Genomic DNA, 16,882 nt, shown 5'->3' on the forward strand with positions numbered 1-16,882 from the left:
CGTGAAGGAAGTGGCAATGCGGTATTTCAGAAGGATAAAAACGGCCTTGAGCGCGATGGTGCTGGCGAGTGCCATGAGCGTCGGTCAGTGGGGGCAGGCGGCTCAGTTGGCGTCTCATGGCGCCGGTACGCCAATGTCGGTGGAACCACTTAAACTCGATGCCGGGGAGCGGCAATGGGTCGTGGAGCATCCGCAGATCGTCGTCGCCTCCCAGCAGTTTCCGTTGTACCTGTTCAAGGACGAGCAAGGCCGTTGGAGCGGTTTGAACCAGGACATTCTTGAGCGCCTATCGCGCATGACCGGGTTGCAGTTCGTGCACGAAGAGTCCTTTTCCACTGCCCAGTTGCTGGGGTTGCTCGAAAGTGGCAAGGCAGATATGAGCACAACCCTGGCCGCCAGCGAGGAGCGCAAGGCGTTTCTGGATTTCAGCCATGCCTTTGGTGGATCCGGTTGGGTGTTTGTGGTGCGCGAGTCCGCCCCGACGCTGCACTCGCTGGATCAACTGGCCGGCAAGGTGTTGGCGTTGCCAGCCAGGCATGCCCTGGAGGTCGGCATTCGTCGCGATCACCCGGCTATTGAGTTGCGTACCGTGCAGACGTACGCCGAGGCCAGGGCATTGGTCGAAAGCGGCGAGGCCGACGCCACGGTCGAAAACGAGAGTGGTGCACGCATCTATCCTGCAGGCCAGCTCAAGGTCGGGCCGAGTATTGACGGCATGTGGGAGCCCGATCATCTGGCGCTGGGTAAACACAACCCGCGGTTACTGAGCATTCTGAACAAGGCACTTGAGGCCTTCCCACCGGCCGAGATGCGGGCCATCCGTTCGAAATGGCTCGCGGGCCTGACGGTCAATCAAGCGCCGTCACCCTGGCAGCGGTTTTCCGAGTGGGCGTGTTGGGGCGTGTTTATTGCCAGTGTTTTCGCAACGATTTCCTTGCTCTGGAACCGCCGGTTGAAGGCACAGATCACGCAGCGTATCGACCTCCAACGGCGCCTCGACGATGAGCTGAGCTTTCAGCGAACCTTGATAGATGCCTTGCCTGACCCGATGTTTGTTCGTGACAGGAGTGGCCGGTTGATGCTGTGCAACAAACGCTACGAAGAGTTGTTTTCAACCCGATTCGACCAGATCCAGGGCACCCTGCTGACCGAGGCCGGGATTTTCCCCCCAGCAACGGCCGAGCTGTTGCAGGCAGAACTCATGGAGCAGCTCAGTACTCGCAGAAACAGGTTCCTTGACCGGCGACTCACGTTCAACACCGGGACTTTGCGGGTCTATCAATGGACCGTGCCGTTTTATGCCGCCAATGGTCAGTTGCGCGGCGTGCTGGGTGGCTGGATCGATATTGACGCCCGCCAACGCGACGGTGCGCAACGGGATCCGTCTGGTGAGACGGGGGCGGCGCAGTTTTAAGAATAGTCCTATAGGGAGCGGCTACTTTTCCGATGTGATGCTGAAGGACGCTCCCCTAGAGTGCAGTTTCATTGCGGCGAGAGACCGCGGCCGTCGTTACGGAGACTGCCCATGCGCTCGCTGAAAGTACTGATTCTTGAACCCAATCCCTTCCAGTTGATGGCATTGCACCAGATGCTCAACGCGGTCGGCATCTACGATGTTCTGGCTACCCATTCGCTCAGTGCTGCACGGCGTTCGCTGGGCAGGAGAGGAGCGGTCGATATCGCCATTTTCGACCCCCAGCTCAAGGGCGGTGATGGCCTGGCGTTATTGACGCACCTGACAGAGCACGTCGAGGCGCAGGCGTTGATTCTGATCGGCGACGTGGCTGCCAGCGTGCTACGGGACGTGACCGCCATGACCTCCCGCAGTCCGGTGAGGCTGCTGGGGCATCTGCGCAAACCCATTTCAGCGGTACTGATGCGCGGCCTGCTGGATAACTATCAGTTGGGCAAAATGCTGATGCCGCGCAGGGCGCAGGACGTTTAGTCACGACCAAGCGTCAGGCCTGTCCGTAAACACCGCGGCGCAGCCTGTTTTTTTACTGTCATCTTTTGCGTGCATGCTCAGGTTGACGACGGTGGCCGTAGGGGCACCCTCAGAACTTTTCTCTCGGGCCGGTGGTCATGTGCAGTGGACACGCCCTTTAGGCACTTTGTTGCGGACTATTGAGTGGTGAGCGAGATGGAAAGTATCAGCCTGTTGCTGGGTGAAGCGTTGAGCCCTTATCGGGTCTTGCTGACCCCCTCGGGTGACCATGGCGAGTGCCTGGTAACCCTGCAAAGTACGAGTGGCGCGATTGTGGTCGAGCGGGAGATCAATCAGGCCCAGTTGACCGACAAGCGTCTGTTGACGGACGTGGTGGATGGTTTGCACCGCGATGTCTTGATTGCCGAGGGACGGCTGGAGCCTTGCGTGATTGCGGCGTTGCGCAACGTCGCACAAGACAAACGTCTCGTCAGCCGAAATTGATCAGGTTTTTCGGGAACCTTCCTGTCCTTACGCAAGTCAGACTTTGTACAACAAGATCAAGCATTGTGCTCCGGTGCTTGTAGCTTGTTGTACTGGTCTTTGTAGGCCACGTTTAACCCCGAGTTGTCTCCCCACTGCTCGGGGTTTCTTTTGCCCGGCGTTTGTCATTGCGCGGCAGGGCTTTGGAAAAACGCCCTGGCGTCCATCAGGTAGTCGTCGCGGCTCGCAGGGTCGAGCCAATGACTGTAGAGCGTCATCAAGCGGCTATCGCGCAGCGGGCGCAATGCCTGGTTGATTTGGGTGATGGCCTGCCGGCCTTGCGCGGTGTCGGAACAACCGATATACCCCGATTGATAGCGCTCGATACCTTTGATCGGGTAGAAGATCAGCTCGTTGGCGGGTATGCCTTGCAACTGGGCCTGATAGCGGATTTCCGGCCAGTAACCCAGCAGGGCCGATATTCGCCCCAGCTGTTGCATTTGCATGAGGCTGCTGAGCGCCTCGTTGCCGTAATGTGCCGTTATGGCGTTGCCCGGCGCCGCTGTCAGCATCTCATCGATCGTTTTCCCATAGCTGCGCTCGGCCACGATACCCAACTTCTTGCTGCTACTGGTCAGCAGTGCGGTCAGGTCGACCTGACCGTCGGCGATGAAGGGCTTCAGCGCCGGCTGGTCCTGATTCCTGACCGCCAGGCCGTTGCTGATAATGCGAAAGGCCGGAATTGAATACACGATCTGTTTTGCCCGTTCCGGGCTCCAGAGCAGTGCCGGGTCGCAGGTGAAGCTGGGTTCCCGGAGCATTTGCAGGCCGCGTGCGCGGTTGACCCTCACGATGCTGTGTTCGTACTCGGGCATGCTGGCGATCAACAGCGGCAGTAGTTGATCGATGGCGCCCTGATTCTGCTGCGGACCTTCGAAAATCGTCAGCGGAGGCAAGTCGCGCAGCAACCAGATCAACGTCTCTTTGGCCTGCGCCATGGACGGTGCCGCCAGCGCGGCCAGCAGCATGCAAAACCCCAGCGCGCGCTGCATTCGCCCGCGTCGAGGATGGCGTGTCGAATGACCGAAAATGGCCAGAAGTAGGTCGAGCGCTGGCAGACCTTTCAGTTTAGATAGCCCCGCCTTCACGCAGTTGCGCGATCTGCCCCGCGTCATAGCCAAGATCGTTCAGTACCTGCGTTGTGTGTTCACCGAGTGTCGGCCCGACCCATTCGGAGCTGCCAGGTGTCTCTGAGAGTTTCGGCACGATCCCCGGCATCTTGAAGTCCTTGCCGTCGGGCAGCTTGGCGTGCAGGAACATCTCCCGCGCCAGGTACTGCGGATCGCTGAACATATCCTCGGCACTGAAGATCCGGCTGGCTGGCACTTCGGCCTGATTCAACTGCTCGATCACCGACTCCAGCGGCAGTGAACTGACCCAGCGATCGATCACTCCGTAGAGTTCATCGCGGCGGGTGTCGCGCCCATCGTTGCTGGCCAGTTGCGGATCATCGGCCAGGTCATCGCGGCCAATGGTCTGCATGAAGCGCTTGAAGATCGCATCGCCATTGGCGCCGATCTGCACATGTTTGCCGTCGGCACTGGTGTGGATGGAGGAGGGCGTGATGCCGGGCATGATGTTGCCGGTGCGCTCGCGAATGAAGCCGAACACATCAAACTCCGGGACCATGCTTTCCATCATGGCGAAGATCGCCTCATACAATGCCACGTCTACCACTTGCCCCTGGCCGCCGTTCACTTCGCGGTGCCGCAGGGCCATCAAGGCGCCGATCACGCCCCATAGCGCGGCAATCGAATCGCCGATGGAAATCCCGGTACGCACTGGCGGGCGGTCCTCAAAACCGGTGATATAGCGCAAGCCCCCCATGGATTCGCCAACGGCGCCGAAGCCCGGTTGATCCTTCATCGGTCCGGTCTGGCCGAACCCCGAGAGCCGCACCATCACCAGTTTCGGGTTCAACGCATGCAGCACGTCCCAGCCCAGGCCGAGTTTTTCGAGCACGCCGGGGCGGAAGTTTTCGATCAGGATGTCGGCGTCCGCCAGCAACTGTTTGAGAATCGCCAGGCCATCGGGGTGCTTGAGGTTCAGCGTCAGGGATTTTTTGTTGCGCGCCTGAACGAACCACCACAAGGAGGTGCCCTCATACAGCTTGCGCCATTTGCGCAGCGGATCACCGCCATCCGGCGACTCGATCTTGATTACGTTGGCACCGAACTCGGCACAAATGCGCGAGGCAAACGGCCCGGCGATCAAGGTGCCGAGTTCGATGACTTTCAATCCGGCGAGGGGCTTGCTGAGACTGTTCATGGCGCATCCGCAGGGCAGGAAAACTCGCCTAGCCTAGACGATTGGCAGACGGGAAGGCAGCCTTTATCCGAGACCTTTTTCGCAGCGTCTCCGGGGGCGCCGGGCAATCGGTGCTTCTCATTCTGGCTGGCAACGGGTTTAATTACGCGCTGTCAACGGAATGCTCACCTCAGAAAAACCAGGGAAAGGTCTTATCGCAACGCCCTCCCTATTGAATATTTCCATGGCCTGAGACTTGTCTTGCGGCTTGATCGTGCGCGTTTGAAAACCGCATCGGGCTGTGCTCGCAGTTGAATGCGCCACCCGGCGCATGTGCGGATTTTCCGTTGTTTTTACGGTGAGGCCTTGAGCCTCGCCCGAATTTTCAGGGATAGGAAAGCGATGGAAATCTTCCTGCAGACCGTACTGTCGTTCCCCACTGTGGTGTTCAGCTTTGTGCTGTGCCTGGCGATTATTTACTGGGCCATTGTCGCCTTCGGCCTGGTCGAAGTAGACGTGCTGGACCTTGAGGCAGACTCGTTGCTTGAAGGCTCCGGCAACGCCGAGGGCCTGGCCGGCTTGCTGATCAAGTTCAAGCTCGACGGCGTACCGATCACGGTGGTGCTGACGCTGTTGGCATTCTTCGGCTGGTTCTTCACCTATTTCGCGCAACTGTGGGTGCTCAGTCACTTTTCACTGGGGCTGTGGTTGTACCCGCTGGGGCTGGTGGTGCTGGTTGGCGCGCTGATGCTGGCGGCGCCACTCAGCGCCATTATCTGCAAGCCGTTGCGTCCACTGTTTCACAAGCTGGAAGCCACCAGCAGCCGCTCCGTACTCGGCCAGACCGCTGTGGTGCGCAGTGGCCGGGTGACCCTGACGTTTGGCGAAGCCCTGCTGGATGACGGCGGTGCCGGCCTGATTTTGCGCGTGCGTGCCGATGAGGCACGAGGTTTCAAGCGCGGCGATCGCGTCGTGTTACTGGAATACCTGGAGGCACAACACGCCTACCGGGTCATTACCGAGGACGAGTTGCGGGGCATCTGACCCCCGACTCCCTCTGAATCACAGGAGATAGATTTCAATGGATTTACCGTCGCTGTTGCCCATCCTGCTCGGCCTGGGCCTCGTCGTTCTCGTGGTCGCCGGGTTACTGGCCCTGTTCAAGGCCTTCTACATCAAGGTCCCGCAGGGCACTGCGCTGATCGTCAACGACATGTCCTCGACGCCCAAGGTGCATTTCACCGGAGCCCTGGTGTACCCGGTGATCCACCTCAAGGAGTTCATGCGAATCTCCCTGATCACCCTGGAAGTCGACCGCCGTGCCAAGGACGGTTTGATCTGCCGCGACAACATGCGCGCCGACATCACCGTGGCGTTCTACCTGCGCGTCAATGAAACCCAGGAAGACGTCCTCAAGGTGGCCAAGGCCATCGGTGTCGACCGGGCTTCGGATCGCGCCGCCGTGAACGAATTGTTCAACGCCAAGTTCTCCGAAGCGCTGAAGACCGTCGGCAAGCAGTTCGACTTTGTGCAACTGTTCGAGAACCGCCAGGAGTTCCGTGACCGCATCATCGAAATGATCGGCAACGACCTTAACGGCTATGTGCTCGAAGACGTTGCCATCGACTACCTTGAGCAAACCGCCAAGAGTTCGCTGGACCCGAGCAACATTCTCGACGCCCAAGGTATTCGCAAGATCACCGAACTGACCGCGATGCAGAACGTGATCACCAACGAGCTGGAGCGCAACCAGGAACTGGCGATCCAGAAGAAAAACGTCGAAACCCGTGAGGCCGCGCTGTCGCTGGAACGCCAGCAGGCTGACGCCGAAGCCCGGCAGAAGCGTGAGATCGAAACCATCCGCGCCCGCGAAGAGGCCGAGACGTCCAAGGTCAAGGAAGAAGAGCGCCTCAAGTCCGAGCAGGCGCGTATTCAGACCCAGCAGGAAATCGACGTTCGCACCGAGAACCATCAGCGCGAAGTCGAAGTGGCGCAGCAGAACCGCCAGCGTGCGGTAGTGATCGAAGTCGAGAAAGTCACCCGCGCCAAGGACCTGGAAATCGTCTCGCGCGAGCGTGAAGTCGAACTGCAACGCATCGAGAAGGAAAAGGCGCTGGAAGAGCAGCGCAAGAACATCGCGACGGTGGTTCGCGAGCGTGTGGCGGTCGAGAAAACCGTGGCTCAGGAAGAGGAACGCATCAAGGAAGTGCGTGAAGTCAGCGAGGCTGACCGCGTGAAGCAGGTCATCATCATTCAGGCGCAAGCCGAAGCCGAGCAGGAATTGGTGCGTCAGGTCAAACAGGCTGAAGCCGACGAAACCTGTTCCAAGCACAAGGCTGTGGAGATCAACAACATCGCCCAGGCAGAACTGGAAGCCGCCGCCAAGCAGGCCGACGCGCAGAAACGTCGGGCCGAAGGCCTTGAAGCCGAGCGCGCAGCGCCGGGGCTGGCGGATGCGCGGGTGCTGGAAGTGACCACTGCCGCCCGGGAAAAAGAAGGCATGGCTGAGGCACGCGTGCGTGCCGAGCAGATGATTGCCGAAGCCCGTGGCGAGCAGGAAAAAGGCCTGGCCGATGCTCGCGTGCTGGAAGCGCAAGCCATCGCCAAGGAAAAAGATGGCATGGCCGAAGCCAAGGTCATGGAAGAAAAACTCGGTGCACAGGCACGCGGCGAAGAATTGATCGGTGCCGCCAAGGCCAAGTCCACCAAGGACCTGGGCATGGCCCAAGCGCAGATTCTGCTGGAACGCCTGAACGCCGAAGCCGAAGGCCTGGGCAAGAAGTTTGCCGCCCTGGACGCCCTCAGCGACAGCGCGCGCCAGCACGAAGAGTTCCGCATGCAGCTGGAAAAAAACTTCGACGAAACCATGGCCTCCATCGCGGCCAACAAAGAGATCGCCAGGGAGCAGTCGGTGGTGCTGGCCGCCGCCATGAGCAAGGCGAAGATCGAGATCGTCGGCGGCGAAGGCGACTTCTTCAATTCGTTCGCCAAATCGCTGTCGGTCGGCAAGGCCATCGAAGGCGTGGTCGGCAAGAGCCCGGTCGTGCAGGACGTGCTGGCACGTCTGCTCAACGGCAAGGCGCCTGCCGGTGTTGCCGTGCCGGAGCGCAAGGCTGAGGTCGAAACGCCTGTCACCCAGGCGTGATCCCCGTGTAATACCGCGCAGCCACGAGCGCGACCGGCGAAGGTGCATGCATTGACCTTTGCCAGTCGCACCCGGCTTCGCGGGTGCTGTTATCTGCGTTTTTTCTGTACACCGCTGTAGATCCAGGAAGGCCACGATGTCGGATGCTCAAGCCGCAACTCCCCCACAGGATGTATTGGACAAGGCCGTCGCCGAGGGCGGCGCTTATGAGGTGCTGCACCGGCGCCTCCAGGACCAGGGGCATCGCCTGCGGCAAACCACTGAAGTCTTGAACCAGCGGCGCCTGGAAGAGTTCGGCAACAGCCGTATGGAAGTCATCGGGCGTGTGCGCATCCGTACCGAGAACAACTGCATCGCCCGTGACATCGTTCAGGTCGGCGACTGTTTGTTGTTTGGCTACAACGTATTTATCGGCCTGAAAAAGGAGACCCGCGTCGCCGACGTGTTCTCCCTGTATCGGCTGGTCGAGGAGGGGGACGGCAGCGAGGCCGAACCCGTACCGCTGGAAGGCACATTTCTGTCCGCCCAAGGGTTCCTCAACGATTTCAACGAGCTCTACACCTACTACAAGAACACCCGACTGCTGCAACTGGCCATCCGTGACGGCAAGTTGCTGGCAAGCTTTCAGATCGGCGAACGCATCACCGACATCCGCGTGTTCCGTTGGTCGATCTCCCTCGATGGGCGCGACGTGCGCTACATCGACAACCGTGGCGAGCGCGACATTGCGCTGCCGGCGCCGTTCGACTTCGAATGGAAAAAAGCCACCCGCGAGATGGCCGTTGAAGGCCGCTACCCGCACCTGAATATCCTCGACACGGTGTTCGTCGAAACCGTTGGCGGTGACCTCACCATCAAGGTCGAGAACAACACCGAGGACGGTCAGGGCATCTACCGCGAAGACGTGCTCGACAAGACCCAGTCGCTGGACGATGCACAGTTCGAGTTTGCCCGCCTGGGCAGCCTGATCCTGCTCAAAGTGTTGCCGTACCGCGAAGAGCAGTGGCGCTACCTGGTGTTTAACGGGTTGACCCGCAAGGTCGAGCGCATTGATGCCATCGGCCTGGCCTGCGTCCAGTTGCCTGAAGACCACGGCATCATTTTCCCCGGCGGTTACTACCTGCAAAGCGGCGAGCACAAGTCGTTCGAGCAGTCGATGGATGGCATGCGCTTCAAGCGCTCCGTGCGCTCGCCCAACGGCGAAGACGTGCAGTACATTTTTTACCACCCCGAGCAGGGGCGGTCGGTGCTGCTCACCTACAACATGATCAACCGCCAGTTGCAGAACCCGTTGTTCGGCCATGGCTACGCGCGCCTGGAAGATGGGCGCATGGTGATTTTTGCCGCCGAAGGCGATGAGCCGACGCGCATTCACCCGATGCAGGTCTGGCAAACGCCGTTCTTCACCGACGAATACGCTGCCCGCCAACCGGCCCGCAGCGGCTTCCTGGGACGCATCGGCAACGCTGAACTGGTGCGCAGCGTGTCCGACCTGTACGACTTGTGCCGTGAAATCGACACGCCTTCGGTCTCGATGCAGCGTTATTCCCTGCTGTGCCAGAACACTCGGCGCTTGTTCGACGTCTACCACTGGCTTGGCAGCGAGCAGCTCGAAGGGCTGACGCCGCTGCTGCGCGAGGTGGCCGCGACGTCTGAGCGGGTGCTGGACGAGTACGAGAAAGTCGAAAGCATCCGTCGCCAGTCCGAGCAGGCCATGGGCGCGGCCGAGCAGAAGCACAAAGCGTTGCTCGACAGCCTGTTGGTGGACAGTTGGGACCAGGTACAAAGCTTCGTTGATGCGCTCAACGGCATCACCGCCCAGCGCGGTCTGTTGCTGACCATTCGCGACTACCGTTACATCGACGTGGCGCGCATCGATGCCATGGAAGCCGAGTTGCTCAAGGCCCAGGAACGCACCGCCGCCGGCACCGCGACCTTCCTGGCCAGCGAGCAGGCATTGCAGCCGTTCGTGACGCGCCTGGAGACCCTCGACGGCGAGGCGCAAAAATCTCAAACCGTGGCGCAACTGGCTGAACCGCTGGGCGCCCTGCACGCCATGGCGTCGGATCTCGACATGCTCTCCGGCCTGATGGCCTCGTTGCAGATTGACGATGCGACCCAGCGCACGCGCATCATCGAGTCGATCTCCGAAATTTATGCCCGGCTGAATCAGGCCAAGGCTCGCGGCGAACAACAACGCAAGGCGTTGGGCTCGACCGAAACCGTGGCGCAGTTCGGTGCCCAGTTCAAACTCTTCAGCCAGGGCATCACTAACGCGCTGGCGCAGGCCCAGGACCCGGAGAGCTGCGACGAACAACTGTCGCGCCTGCTGGTGCAACTCGAAGAACTGGAAAGCCGCTTCGGCGATCACGAACAGTTCCTCGGCGACGTCCTGAGCAAGCGCGAGGAGTTGCTGGAAACCTTCGAAGCGCACAAGCAATCGCTGCTCGACGAGCGCCAGCGCAAGGCTCAGGGTTTGCTTGATGCCGCCCGGCGAATCCTCGACAGCCTCGGTCGGCGTACGGCCAAATTCAGTCTGGCGCAAGAGCTCAACGCGTTCTTCGCCGCCGATCCGCTGATTCTCAAACTGCGCGAACTGGCTCAGCGCTTGCGTGAGCTCAAGGACAACGTCAAGGCCGACGACGTCGAGGCGCGCCTCAAGGGGGCTCGTGATCAGGCCGTGCGTGCACTGCGCGACAAGAGCGAGCTGTTCGAGGAGGGCGGCAACGTCATCAAGCTCGGCCCGCGTCATCGTTTCAGCGTCAACACCCAGGAACTCGACCTGACCCTGATGCCGCGCGGTGATGAGTTGCATCTGCACCTCACCGGCACGGATTTTCTTGAGCCCCTGCGCGACCCTGAACTGGAAGCCCTGCGCTCGTTCTGGCAAGTGGCGCTGGAGTCGGAATCGACCAACCTGTACCGCGCCGAATACCTCGCTGGCCAGGTGCTCGATGCCGCCGATGCAGGGCTGGAAGGCCTGAGCCTGGACGGCCTCAAGCAGCATCTCGCGCAGCCCGTGGAATTGGCGCGGTTGATCCGCGACTTCGCCACGCCGCGCTACAAGGAAGGTTACGAGAAAGGCATTCACGACCACGACGCTGCAGCGATTCTGGTGCAACTGTTGCCTCTGCGCGAAAGCGCCGGGCTGCTGCGTTACGGTCCCGCATCGCGAGGCTTTGCCAGCCTGTTCTGGAACCAGGCCCGCAGCGCGGACGCTCCCGGCCAATGGCCCGAGCGCGCACGCACCAGCCGGCACATCCAACAACTGTTCGGTCGCCGTGAAGGGCTGGCGCAGTTGCAGGCGGAAATCGTGTTGGCGATGCAGGATTTCCTGATCGAACAACCGTTGGGGCTGGATTCGGCGGTGGTGAGTGAGGCTGCCGAGTACCTGGTTCAGGAACTCGCCGCCGAGCGTATCGAATTCACCTTCGGCAAATACGCCCGGCAGTTGCAGGAAGCGCTCAAGCTGCGCCTGCAAGGCGCCCGCATGTGGGACGACTATCAACAGGCGTTGGCACGTTTGGCGCAACGTCCGGCGGCGCAATGGGCGCTGGCCGGTCATTGGCTGCAAGGCTTGTGCTCGCAGGACGAATTCGTCGCGCTGGCCGACTACGTGCCGGAAGCCGTGGCGTTGTCGTTGCTGGCCGAGGATTTCCCCAAGCGCATCACCGAGGTCGATGTGCGGTTCACCGTGGACAACCTGATGGGCGAACACCCGCGCATCAAGGACCGCAGCCTGTCGCTGGCCGTGGACGATTTCTTCGCCCGGCTGCGCATGCACCGCGAATACTTCCTGCCGGGTTTGCAGCGTTACCAGGCGCTGCGTCAGCGCATCATCGGCCGTGAGCGCGAGGCCTTGCGCCTGGCCGAGTTCAAGCCGCGCCCGTTGAGCTCCTTTGTGCGCAACAAACTGATCAACGACGTTTACCTCGGGGTGATCGGCGACAACCTGGCCAAGCAGATGGGCACCGTGGGCGAGAACAAGCGCACTGACCTCATGGGCCTGTTGATGCTGATTTCGCCGCCCGGTTACGGCAAGACCACCCTCATGGAGTACGTGGCGCACCGTCTGGGGTTGATCTTCATGAAGATCAACGGCCCGGCGCTGGGCCACGACGTACGTTCCCTGGACCCGGCGCAGGCACCGGACGCGACCTCGCGTCAGGAGTTGGAGAAACTCAACCTGGCGCTGGAAATGGGCAACAACGTGATGCTCTATGTCGACGACATCCAGCACACTCACCCAGAGTTTTTGCAGAAGTTCATCTCGTTGTGCGACGGCACCCGGCGCATCGAAGGCGTGTGGAAGGGCCGTACGCGCACCTACGACATGCGCGGCAAGAAGTTCTGCGTGGTGATGTCGGGCAACCCGTACACCGAGTCCGGCGAAGTCTTCAAGATCCCCGACATGCTCGCCAACCGGGCCGACATCTACAACCTGGGCGATACCCTGGGCGGGATGCAGGACGCTTTCGCCCTCAGCTATATCGAAAACGGCCTGACCTCCAACCCGGTGCTGGCGCCACTGGCCACCCGCGACATGGCCGACGTCTATCGCTTCGTGGCCAGGGCCGAGGGCAAGCCGTTCTCCGGTAACGAGCTGAGCCACAGCTACAGCGGTGCCGAGATCAATGAGATCACCACCACCCTGCAACGCTTGATGCAGGTGCGCGACGTGGTGCTCAAGGTCAATCAGCAGTACATCGCCAGTGCGGCGCAGGCCGATCAGTACCGCACGGAGCCGCCGTTCAAGTTGCAAGGCAGTTACCGCAACATGAACAAAATGGCGGAGAAGATTTCTGCGGTGATGAACGACGCGGAGCTGCTGCAATTGCTCGCCGATCACTACCAGGGCGAGTCGCAGCTGTTGACCACCGGCGCGGAAGAAAACCTGCTCAAACTGGCCGAACTGCGCGGTAATCAGACCTCGACTCAGCGCGAGCGCTGGGCACAGATCAAGCGCGACTTCCAGCGCAACAAGTCCATGGGCGGCAGCGACAGCGATGTCGGTGCGCGGGTGGTGGCGCAACTCAACGATCTGGTCGAAGGGGTGCGAGGTCTCGCCCGCCAACCGCAGGCCACCGAGGCGTCACTGCCGTGGCGCGAATTGCTGGCGGGGCTGGAGAAACTCGGTCAGCGCCCGGCGACCCTTGATGTCCAGGTCAATGCGCCGGCGCAAGAAGGTGTGCGCGAGGTGCTGGAAAGCCTGGCCGCGAGCCTGGAACACAGCGTGCTGCCGCTGATCAAGGTGATGGACCGTAAGGTCGACATCGACCTGGACACCCACCATCGCATCAGCGATATCTCCAACCGGTTGAACGAGTTGGGGCAGATGCTGAGCAACGGCCAGGTGCCAACCCTGAGCGACGAATAACCTTGAGGCCGACACGCCTGCGTCCTGGACGCAGGCGTGTTTACTGGAGGGCTTACGCCGCGCTGGGATGGCCCCAGGCCTGATCCCCGCCGACGCGGTCAATCAGTTTGCAGCGCAGGACGCTGGCCTGCTCGGGGTCGCGTTGGCCGAGGGTTTCCAACGCCTGATGCAGTTGTTGCAGCGGGTTTTCCTCGATGAACAAGGTGTTCGTGCCTAGCTCGCTGATCGCCTCATCGAATCGTTCGTGCCGGATGTGGCTGGCCAGCAGTGCCTGTGACACGTGACCAACGTAGCCGGACATCTGTGCTGCGCGATCACGCAGGCGTGTGGCGGTGTCGGGCTGGCCGATGTGCAGGTAACTCAGGGCAAGGCTGGTCAGGTAGAGGGGTTTTTCCTCGGCATCCAGTGTTGGCTCATCCTCCAGTCGTTGTAGGGTCTGGTCGAGCAGGGCCGTGGCTTCCTGATGCTGTCCCAGGCTGTACATCAGGTTGGCCCGGACCCCCGACCTTATCAACTGCTCGCTCGGTTCAAGTTGCGCGGTGAGGGTGGCAATTTCCTCCAGGGTGGTGCGGATCATCCAGCTGTCGCGGCTCAGGTCGGGCAGGTTGCTTTGCACCTGTAGCTGCGTCTCCAGCACCAGCAGGCGCATCCACGACCAATCCTCGTCGCCGCGCTTGTCTTCGAGCTCCAGCATGAGCTGGCGCAGCAGGCTCTCGCACCACTGTGGCTGGGTGTCGAGGTAGCTGCCCCAAAGGCTGACCAGGCACCACATACGCACGGAGAGCGAGTTCGCGCAAGCATGCAGCGTGGTCTCGGCGATGGCTGTTTCTGCTCGGTCGGCGTGCCAGCGGAGCAAGGTCAGGAGCATGTCACTGGTGTCAAGGTCGGGTGCCCGCTCGACTAGCTGTCGAGCAAATTCTGGCTGTTGGGCGTGCAAGGCCAGATCCAGCAGGCGCGGGTAGCTGATCTCTGTCTGCGGATCATCGGTGTTTTCCAGCATGGCCAGGGCCCGGTCGAAGGCGCCGATTTCCATCAGCAAGGCCACGCCGACCGTTCTGTTTTCTCCGGACAACGGCTGGATCAGATCGTCTAGGTGTGACGCCATGCCCAGTTCGATGTGTCCGCGCAGCACGGCCTCCATGTCGACACTGTCACCGAAGGGCGAAGGTTGCTGCACCAGCAGGTTCCAGGCTCGGATGAGACTGGCAACGGCTTCATCGCGCAGGTCGAAACGCTGTTGCAGACTGGCCAGTCGCAGGGTCTCGCTGGACGACAGCTTCTCGCCGAGCTGGTTTTCCTGGGCGATGCCAAACGTCACCAGCAACTCACGGGCCTGTTCCGGCTCACCGCTGGCGTGCAGCAGCGCGATGCGCAGCAAGGGCGCCGACGGCAGTGGTTCACCGAGGTTCTTCAGCAGCGCGAGGGCGGCCTCGTCGTCATTATTGCCCAGCAGAGTATCCAGCAGACGGTTCAGTGCCATGGGCCTGTAGGTGTCATCGAGTTCGCCGAGCACTTGCAGGGCGCGCTGCTGATCACCTTTCTTGAACAGCGCGGCGGGCATCTGGAACAGCCCCAGTTGTCGGGCGTTGCCGTTCAGGCGCTGGGCCAGTTGCAGCGCAACCTGCGGCTCGATGACGGCGAGATTGGCGGCGCGGTTGATTTGCGCCGCTTCGTCCATGGTGATGCCCAGGTCATTGGTCTTGTTGGAGGAGAACGCAAAAAACAGCGCCACCATGCCAACAATGAAAATCAAGCCGATAAAAACTTCCATGATTGTGCTTTCCTGCGGAGTGGTATCAGGTCCGGGTGGCGCTGACGGAGGCAGCGCGCCGGCTGTTGGCAGGGTCGCGGGGCGACCCTCTCGGTGATGGGGCGGCGTTACGCCGAAACGCGTGGGGTCAGCGGGCTGTTGATCAGGGTGTCGAGCAGTTGTTCATGCACTTCGCGAGCACGGCCCGGTGCCTGCTTCTGCAACTGTTGCAGGGCCTGGTGCAGTGGCGTCAGCAGGTTTTTCCCACCTAACAGCACGCTGATGTCGAGGGCGCTGATCGCTTCGGCGAAGCGCTGGTGCCCGATATGGTTGAGCACAATGCCTTGGGACAGTTCATGGCAGTCGTATCCCTCTTGTTCGCGCAACTCGTCACGCAGGGCGATGGCTTGGGCAGGGTGGTCGATGTCCAGGTAGACCAGCGCGACGCGGTCCAGGTCGTATTGCAGCTCGATTTCATCCCGGTCGGGGTCCTCGCTGCCCTTGAGCTGTTCGACCAACTTGTCCAGGCGCTGGACGGCGGCGGTGCTCTGGCCGAGCCGGTGCAGCAGCGTGGCCTGGGCGCAGAAGCGATCCAGTGTTTCTTCCAGGTTCAGGTCCTGGTTGATCCGTTCGATTTCCTCAAGGTTACGGCCGATCAAGCCGCTGTCTCGGCGCAACTCGGGCAGGCAAGCCTGGGCTTGCAACTGGGCTTCCAGGATCAGCAGGCGATACCAGGCGTCGTTCTCCCCACCGCGCAGCGGCTCCAGCCGTTGCGGTGCCTGGGCCAGCAACGTGGCGCTCCACTGTGGTTGGCACTCGTGGCTGAGCATGACCAGCCTGAGTTGCAGTTCCAGACGCTGCTCGGGGGATTGGATCCGCGTGTTCAGCAAGGTTTCGGCTTCACGGGTTTCGCCACGTTGCGCGTGCCAGCTCATCAGGCTCAGCAGCAGTTCGTCCTTCTCGAATTCAGGCACGAAATCAATCAGGCGCATGGCCTTGTCCAACTGGTTGGCGTCGAGGGCAAGGTTCAGCAGTTCGTCGTAGGTGCCGTAAAGCATGTGCCGGCCGGCTTCGCCAAACAGGACGAAGGCCGACTCCAGGTCACCGACTTCGAACAGAACACTGGCGGCGATAACTTTGTCGCCTTCACCGAGTTGCTGGGCCAGTTCGATAACCCGCGTGGTGCCGTCCTGTTCGTAGTACTCGCGCAGCATGGCCTTCAGCGTGTCCGGTCGCCGTCTTCCGTCCGGCTCCTGCAAGGTGGCCCAGGCCCAGGCAATGCTCAGGGCCGCAGCGTTGGTCATGCCGAACTGACGCTGTAAAGGCGCGATGCGCAGGCAGTCGGTGCTCGACAACATGTCGACCCCGGAGGACTCTTGCAGGCTACAGACCATCTCCAGGGTCTTGCGGGCCGTCTCCGTCTCGCCTTTGGCGATCTGAAGCTTGATGTAGGTGATATGCCCGTCGATTGGCCACTTGGCGGCGTTTTGCTCCAGCAGGGTCTGCGCGGCCACGTGGTCACCCTGGTCGAGCAGCACTTGCACAACGTCCTTGAGGGCTTCGGGCGCGTTGGTTTTGTTGAGTTCAGCCAAGGCCTGTAAGCCTTCCTGACGGTGACCGACACTGACCAATGGCGGGGCGACGTATTGCAGGGCCTGTTGTCGGGCATGGCCGTCCAGGCGTTGGGCCACTTCCAGGGCGAGCAACGGGCTGGTTGTGGCAAACATCATGACCCGGTTGATCTGCGCGACTTCCATCGGCGTCAGGCGCAGGGCCTGGGCCTTTTTGTGCCGATAAAAGAAGTAGGCCGCCAACACGGCGATGACGATGACACTACCTGCAAATACTTCCATGGTTTCCTTTCCTGTTGGTCGCGGGTTGGCCTACACGTCGCGC

Annotated in this window: 10 protein-coding genes; 6 read left to right on the forward strand and 4 right to left on the reverse strand. The window is 61.1% G+C overall.

From position 1 onward, the window contains the following. Positions 1 to 16: 16 nt before the first annotated feature. From AC1Z1G_RS05460 to AC1Z1G_RS05470, 3 genes are all read left to right on the forward strand, one after another. On the forward strand, positions 17 to 1,414 hold the full coding sequence (locus AC1Z1G_RS05460; protein WP_483625504.1) for a transporter substrate-binding domain-containing protein: 1,398 nt from the start codon (positions 17 to 19) through the stop codon (positions 1,412 to 1,414). A gap of 111 nt (positions 1,415 to 1,525) precedes the next feature. Beyond that, on the forward strand, positions 1,526 to 1,945 hold the full coding sequence (locus AC1Z1G_RS05465; RefSeq protein ID WP_483625506.1) for a response regulator: 420 nt from the start codon (positions 1,526 to 1,528) through the stop codon (positions 1,943 to 1,945). A gap of 195 nt (positions 1,946 to 2,140) precedes the next feature. Then, entirely contained in the window at positions 2,141 to 2,428 is a 288-nt protein-coding gene (locus tag AC1Z1G_RS05470; RefSeq protein ID WP_483625508.1) for a DUF3509 domain-containing protein, read from the forward strand. A gap of 164 nt (positions 2,429 to 2,592) precedes the next feature. Here the strand turns inward: AC1Z1G_RS05470 and AC1Z1G_RS05475 are convergent, their stop codons facing one another. Together AC1Z1G_RS05475 and AC1Z1G_RS05480 are read right to left on the reverse strand one after the other, a co-directional pair. Continuing rightward, positions 2,593 to 3,582 (reverse strand): TIGR02285 family protein, encoded by a 990-nt coding sequence (locus tag AC1Z1G_RS05475; RefSeq protein WP_483625510.1) that lies wholly within the window; start codon positions 3,580 to 3,582, stop codon positions 2,593 to 2,595. Beyond that, on the reverse strand, positions 3,536 to 4,735 hold the full coding sequence (locus tag AC1Z1G_RS05480) for a CaiB/BaiF CoA transferase family protein (protein ID WP_483625512.1): 1,200 nt from the start codon (positions 4,733 to 4,735) through the stop codon (positions 3,536 to 3,538). Before AC1Z1G_RS05480 ends, AC1Z1G_RS05475 begins: the two co-directional genes overlap by 47 nt. Before the next feature lie 381 nt (positions 4,736 to 5,116). On the opposite strand from AC1Z1G_RS05480, the gene AC1Z1G_RS05485 reads away from it, so the two are divergent. From AC1Z1G_RS05485 to AC1Z1G_RS05495, 3 genes are all read left to right on the forward strand, one after another. Further along, positions 5,117 to 5,758: a hypothetical protein gene (locus tag AC1Z1G_RS05485; RefSeq protein ID WP_483625514.1), complete on the forward strand. Its 642-nt coding sequence runs from the start codon at positions 5,117 to 5,119 to the stop codon at positions 5,756 to 5,758. Between the two features lie 37 nt (positions 5,759 to 5,795). Next, positions 5,796 to 7,859 carry a hypothetical protein gene (locus AC1Z1G_RS05490; RefSeq protein ID WP_483625516.1) on the forward strand — a complete coding sequence of 688 codons (2,064 nt, stop codon included), beginning with the start codon at positions 5,796 to 5,798 and terminating at the stop codon, positions 7,857 to 7,859. Between the two features lie 136 nt (positions 7,860 to 7,995). Then, positions 7,996 to 13,236 carry a DNA repair ATPase gene (locus tag AC1Z1G_RS05495; RefSeq protein WP_483625518.1) on the forward strand — a complete coding sequence of 1,747 codons (5,241 nt, stop codon included), beginning with the start codon at positions 7,996 to 7,998 and terminating at the stop codon, positions 13,234 to 13,236. A 52-nt stretch (positions 13,237 to 13,288) separates the two neighbouring features. On the opposite strand, the gene AC1Z1G_RS05500 is transcribed toward AC1Z1G_RS05495, so the two are convergent. After that, complete coding sequence (locus AC1Z1G_RS05500; RefSeq protein ID WP_483625520.1) at positions 13,289 to 15,007, reverse strand: tetratricopeptide repeat protein; 1,719 nt, start codon at positions 15,005 to 15,007, stop codon at positions 13,289 to 13,291. Between the two features lie 107 nt (positions 15,008 to 15,114). Next, positions 15,115 to 16,839 carry a hypothetical protein gene (locus tag AC1Z1G_RS05505; RefSeq protein WP_483625521.1) on the reverse strand — a complete coding sequence of 575 codons (1,725 nt, stop codon included), beginning with the start codon at positions 16,837 to 16,839 and terminating at the stop codon, positions 15,115 to 15,117. Positions 16,840 to 16,882: the final 43 nt, after the last annotated feature.

Source organism: Pseudomonas sp. JL27(2026), assembly GCF_056933555.1.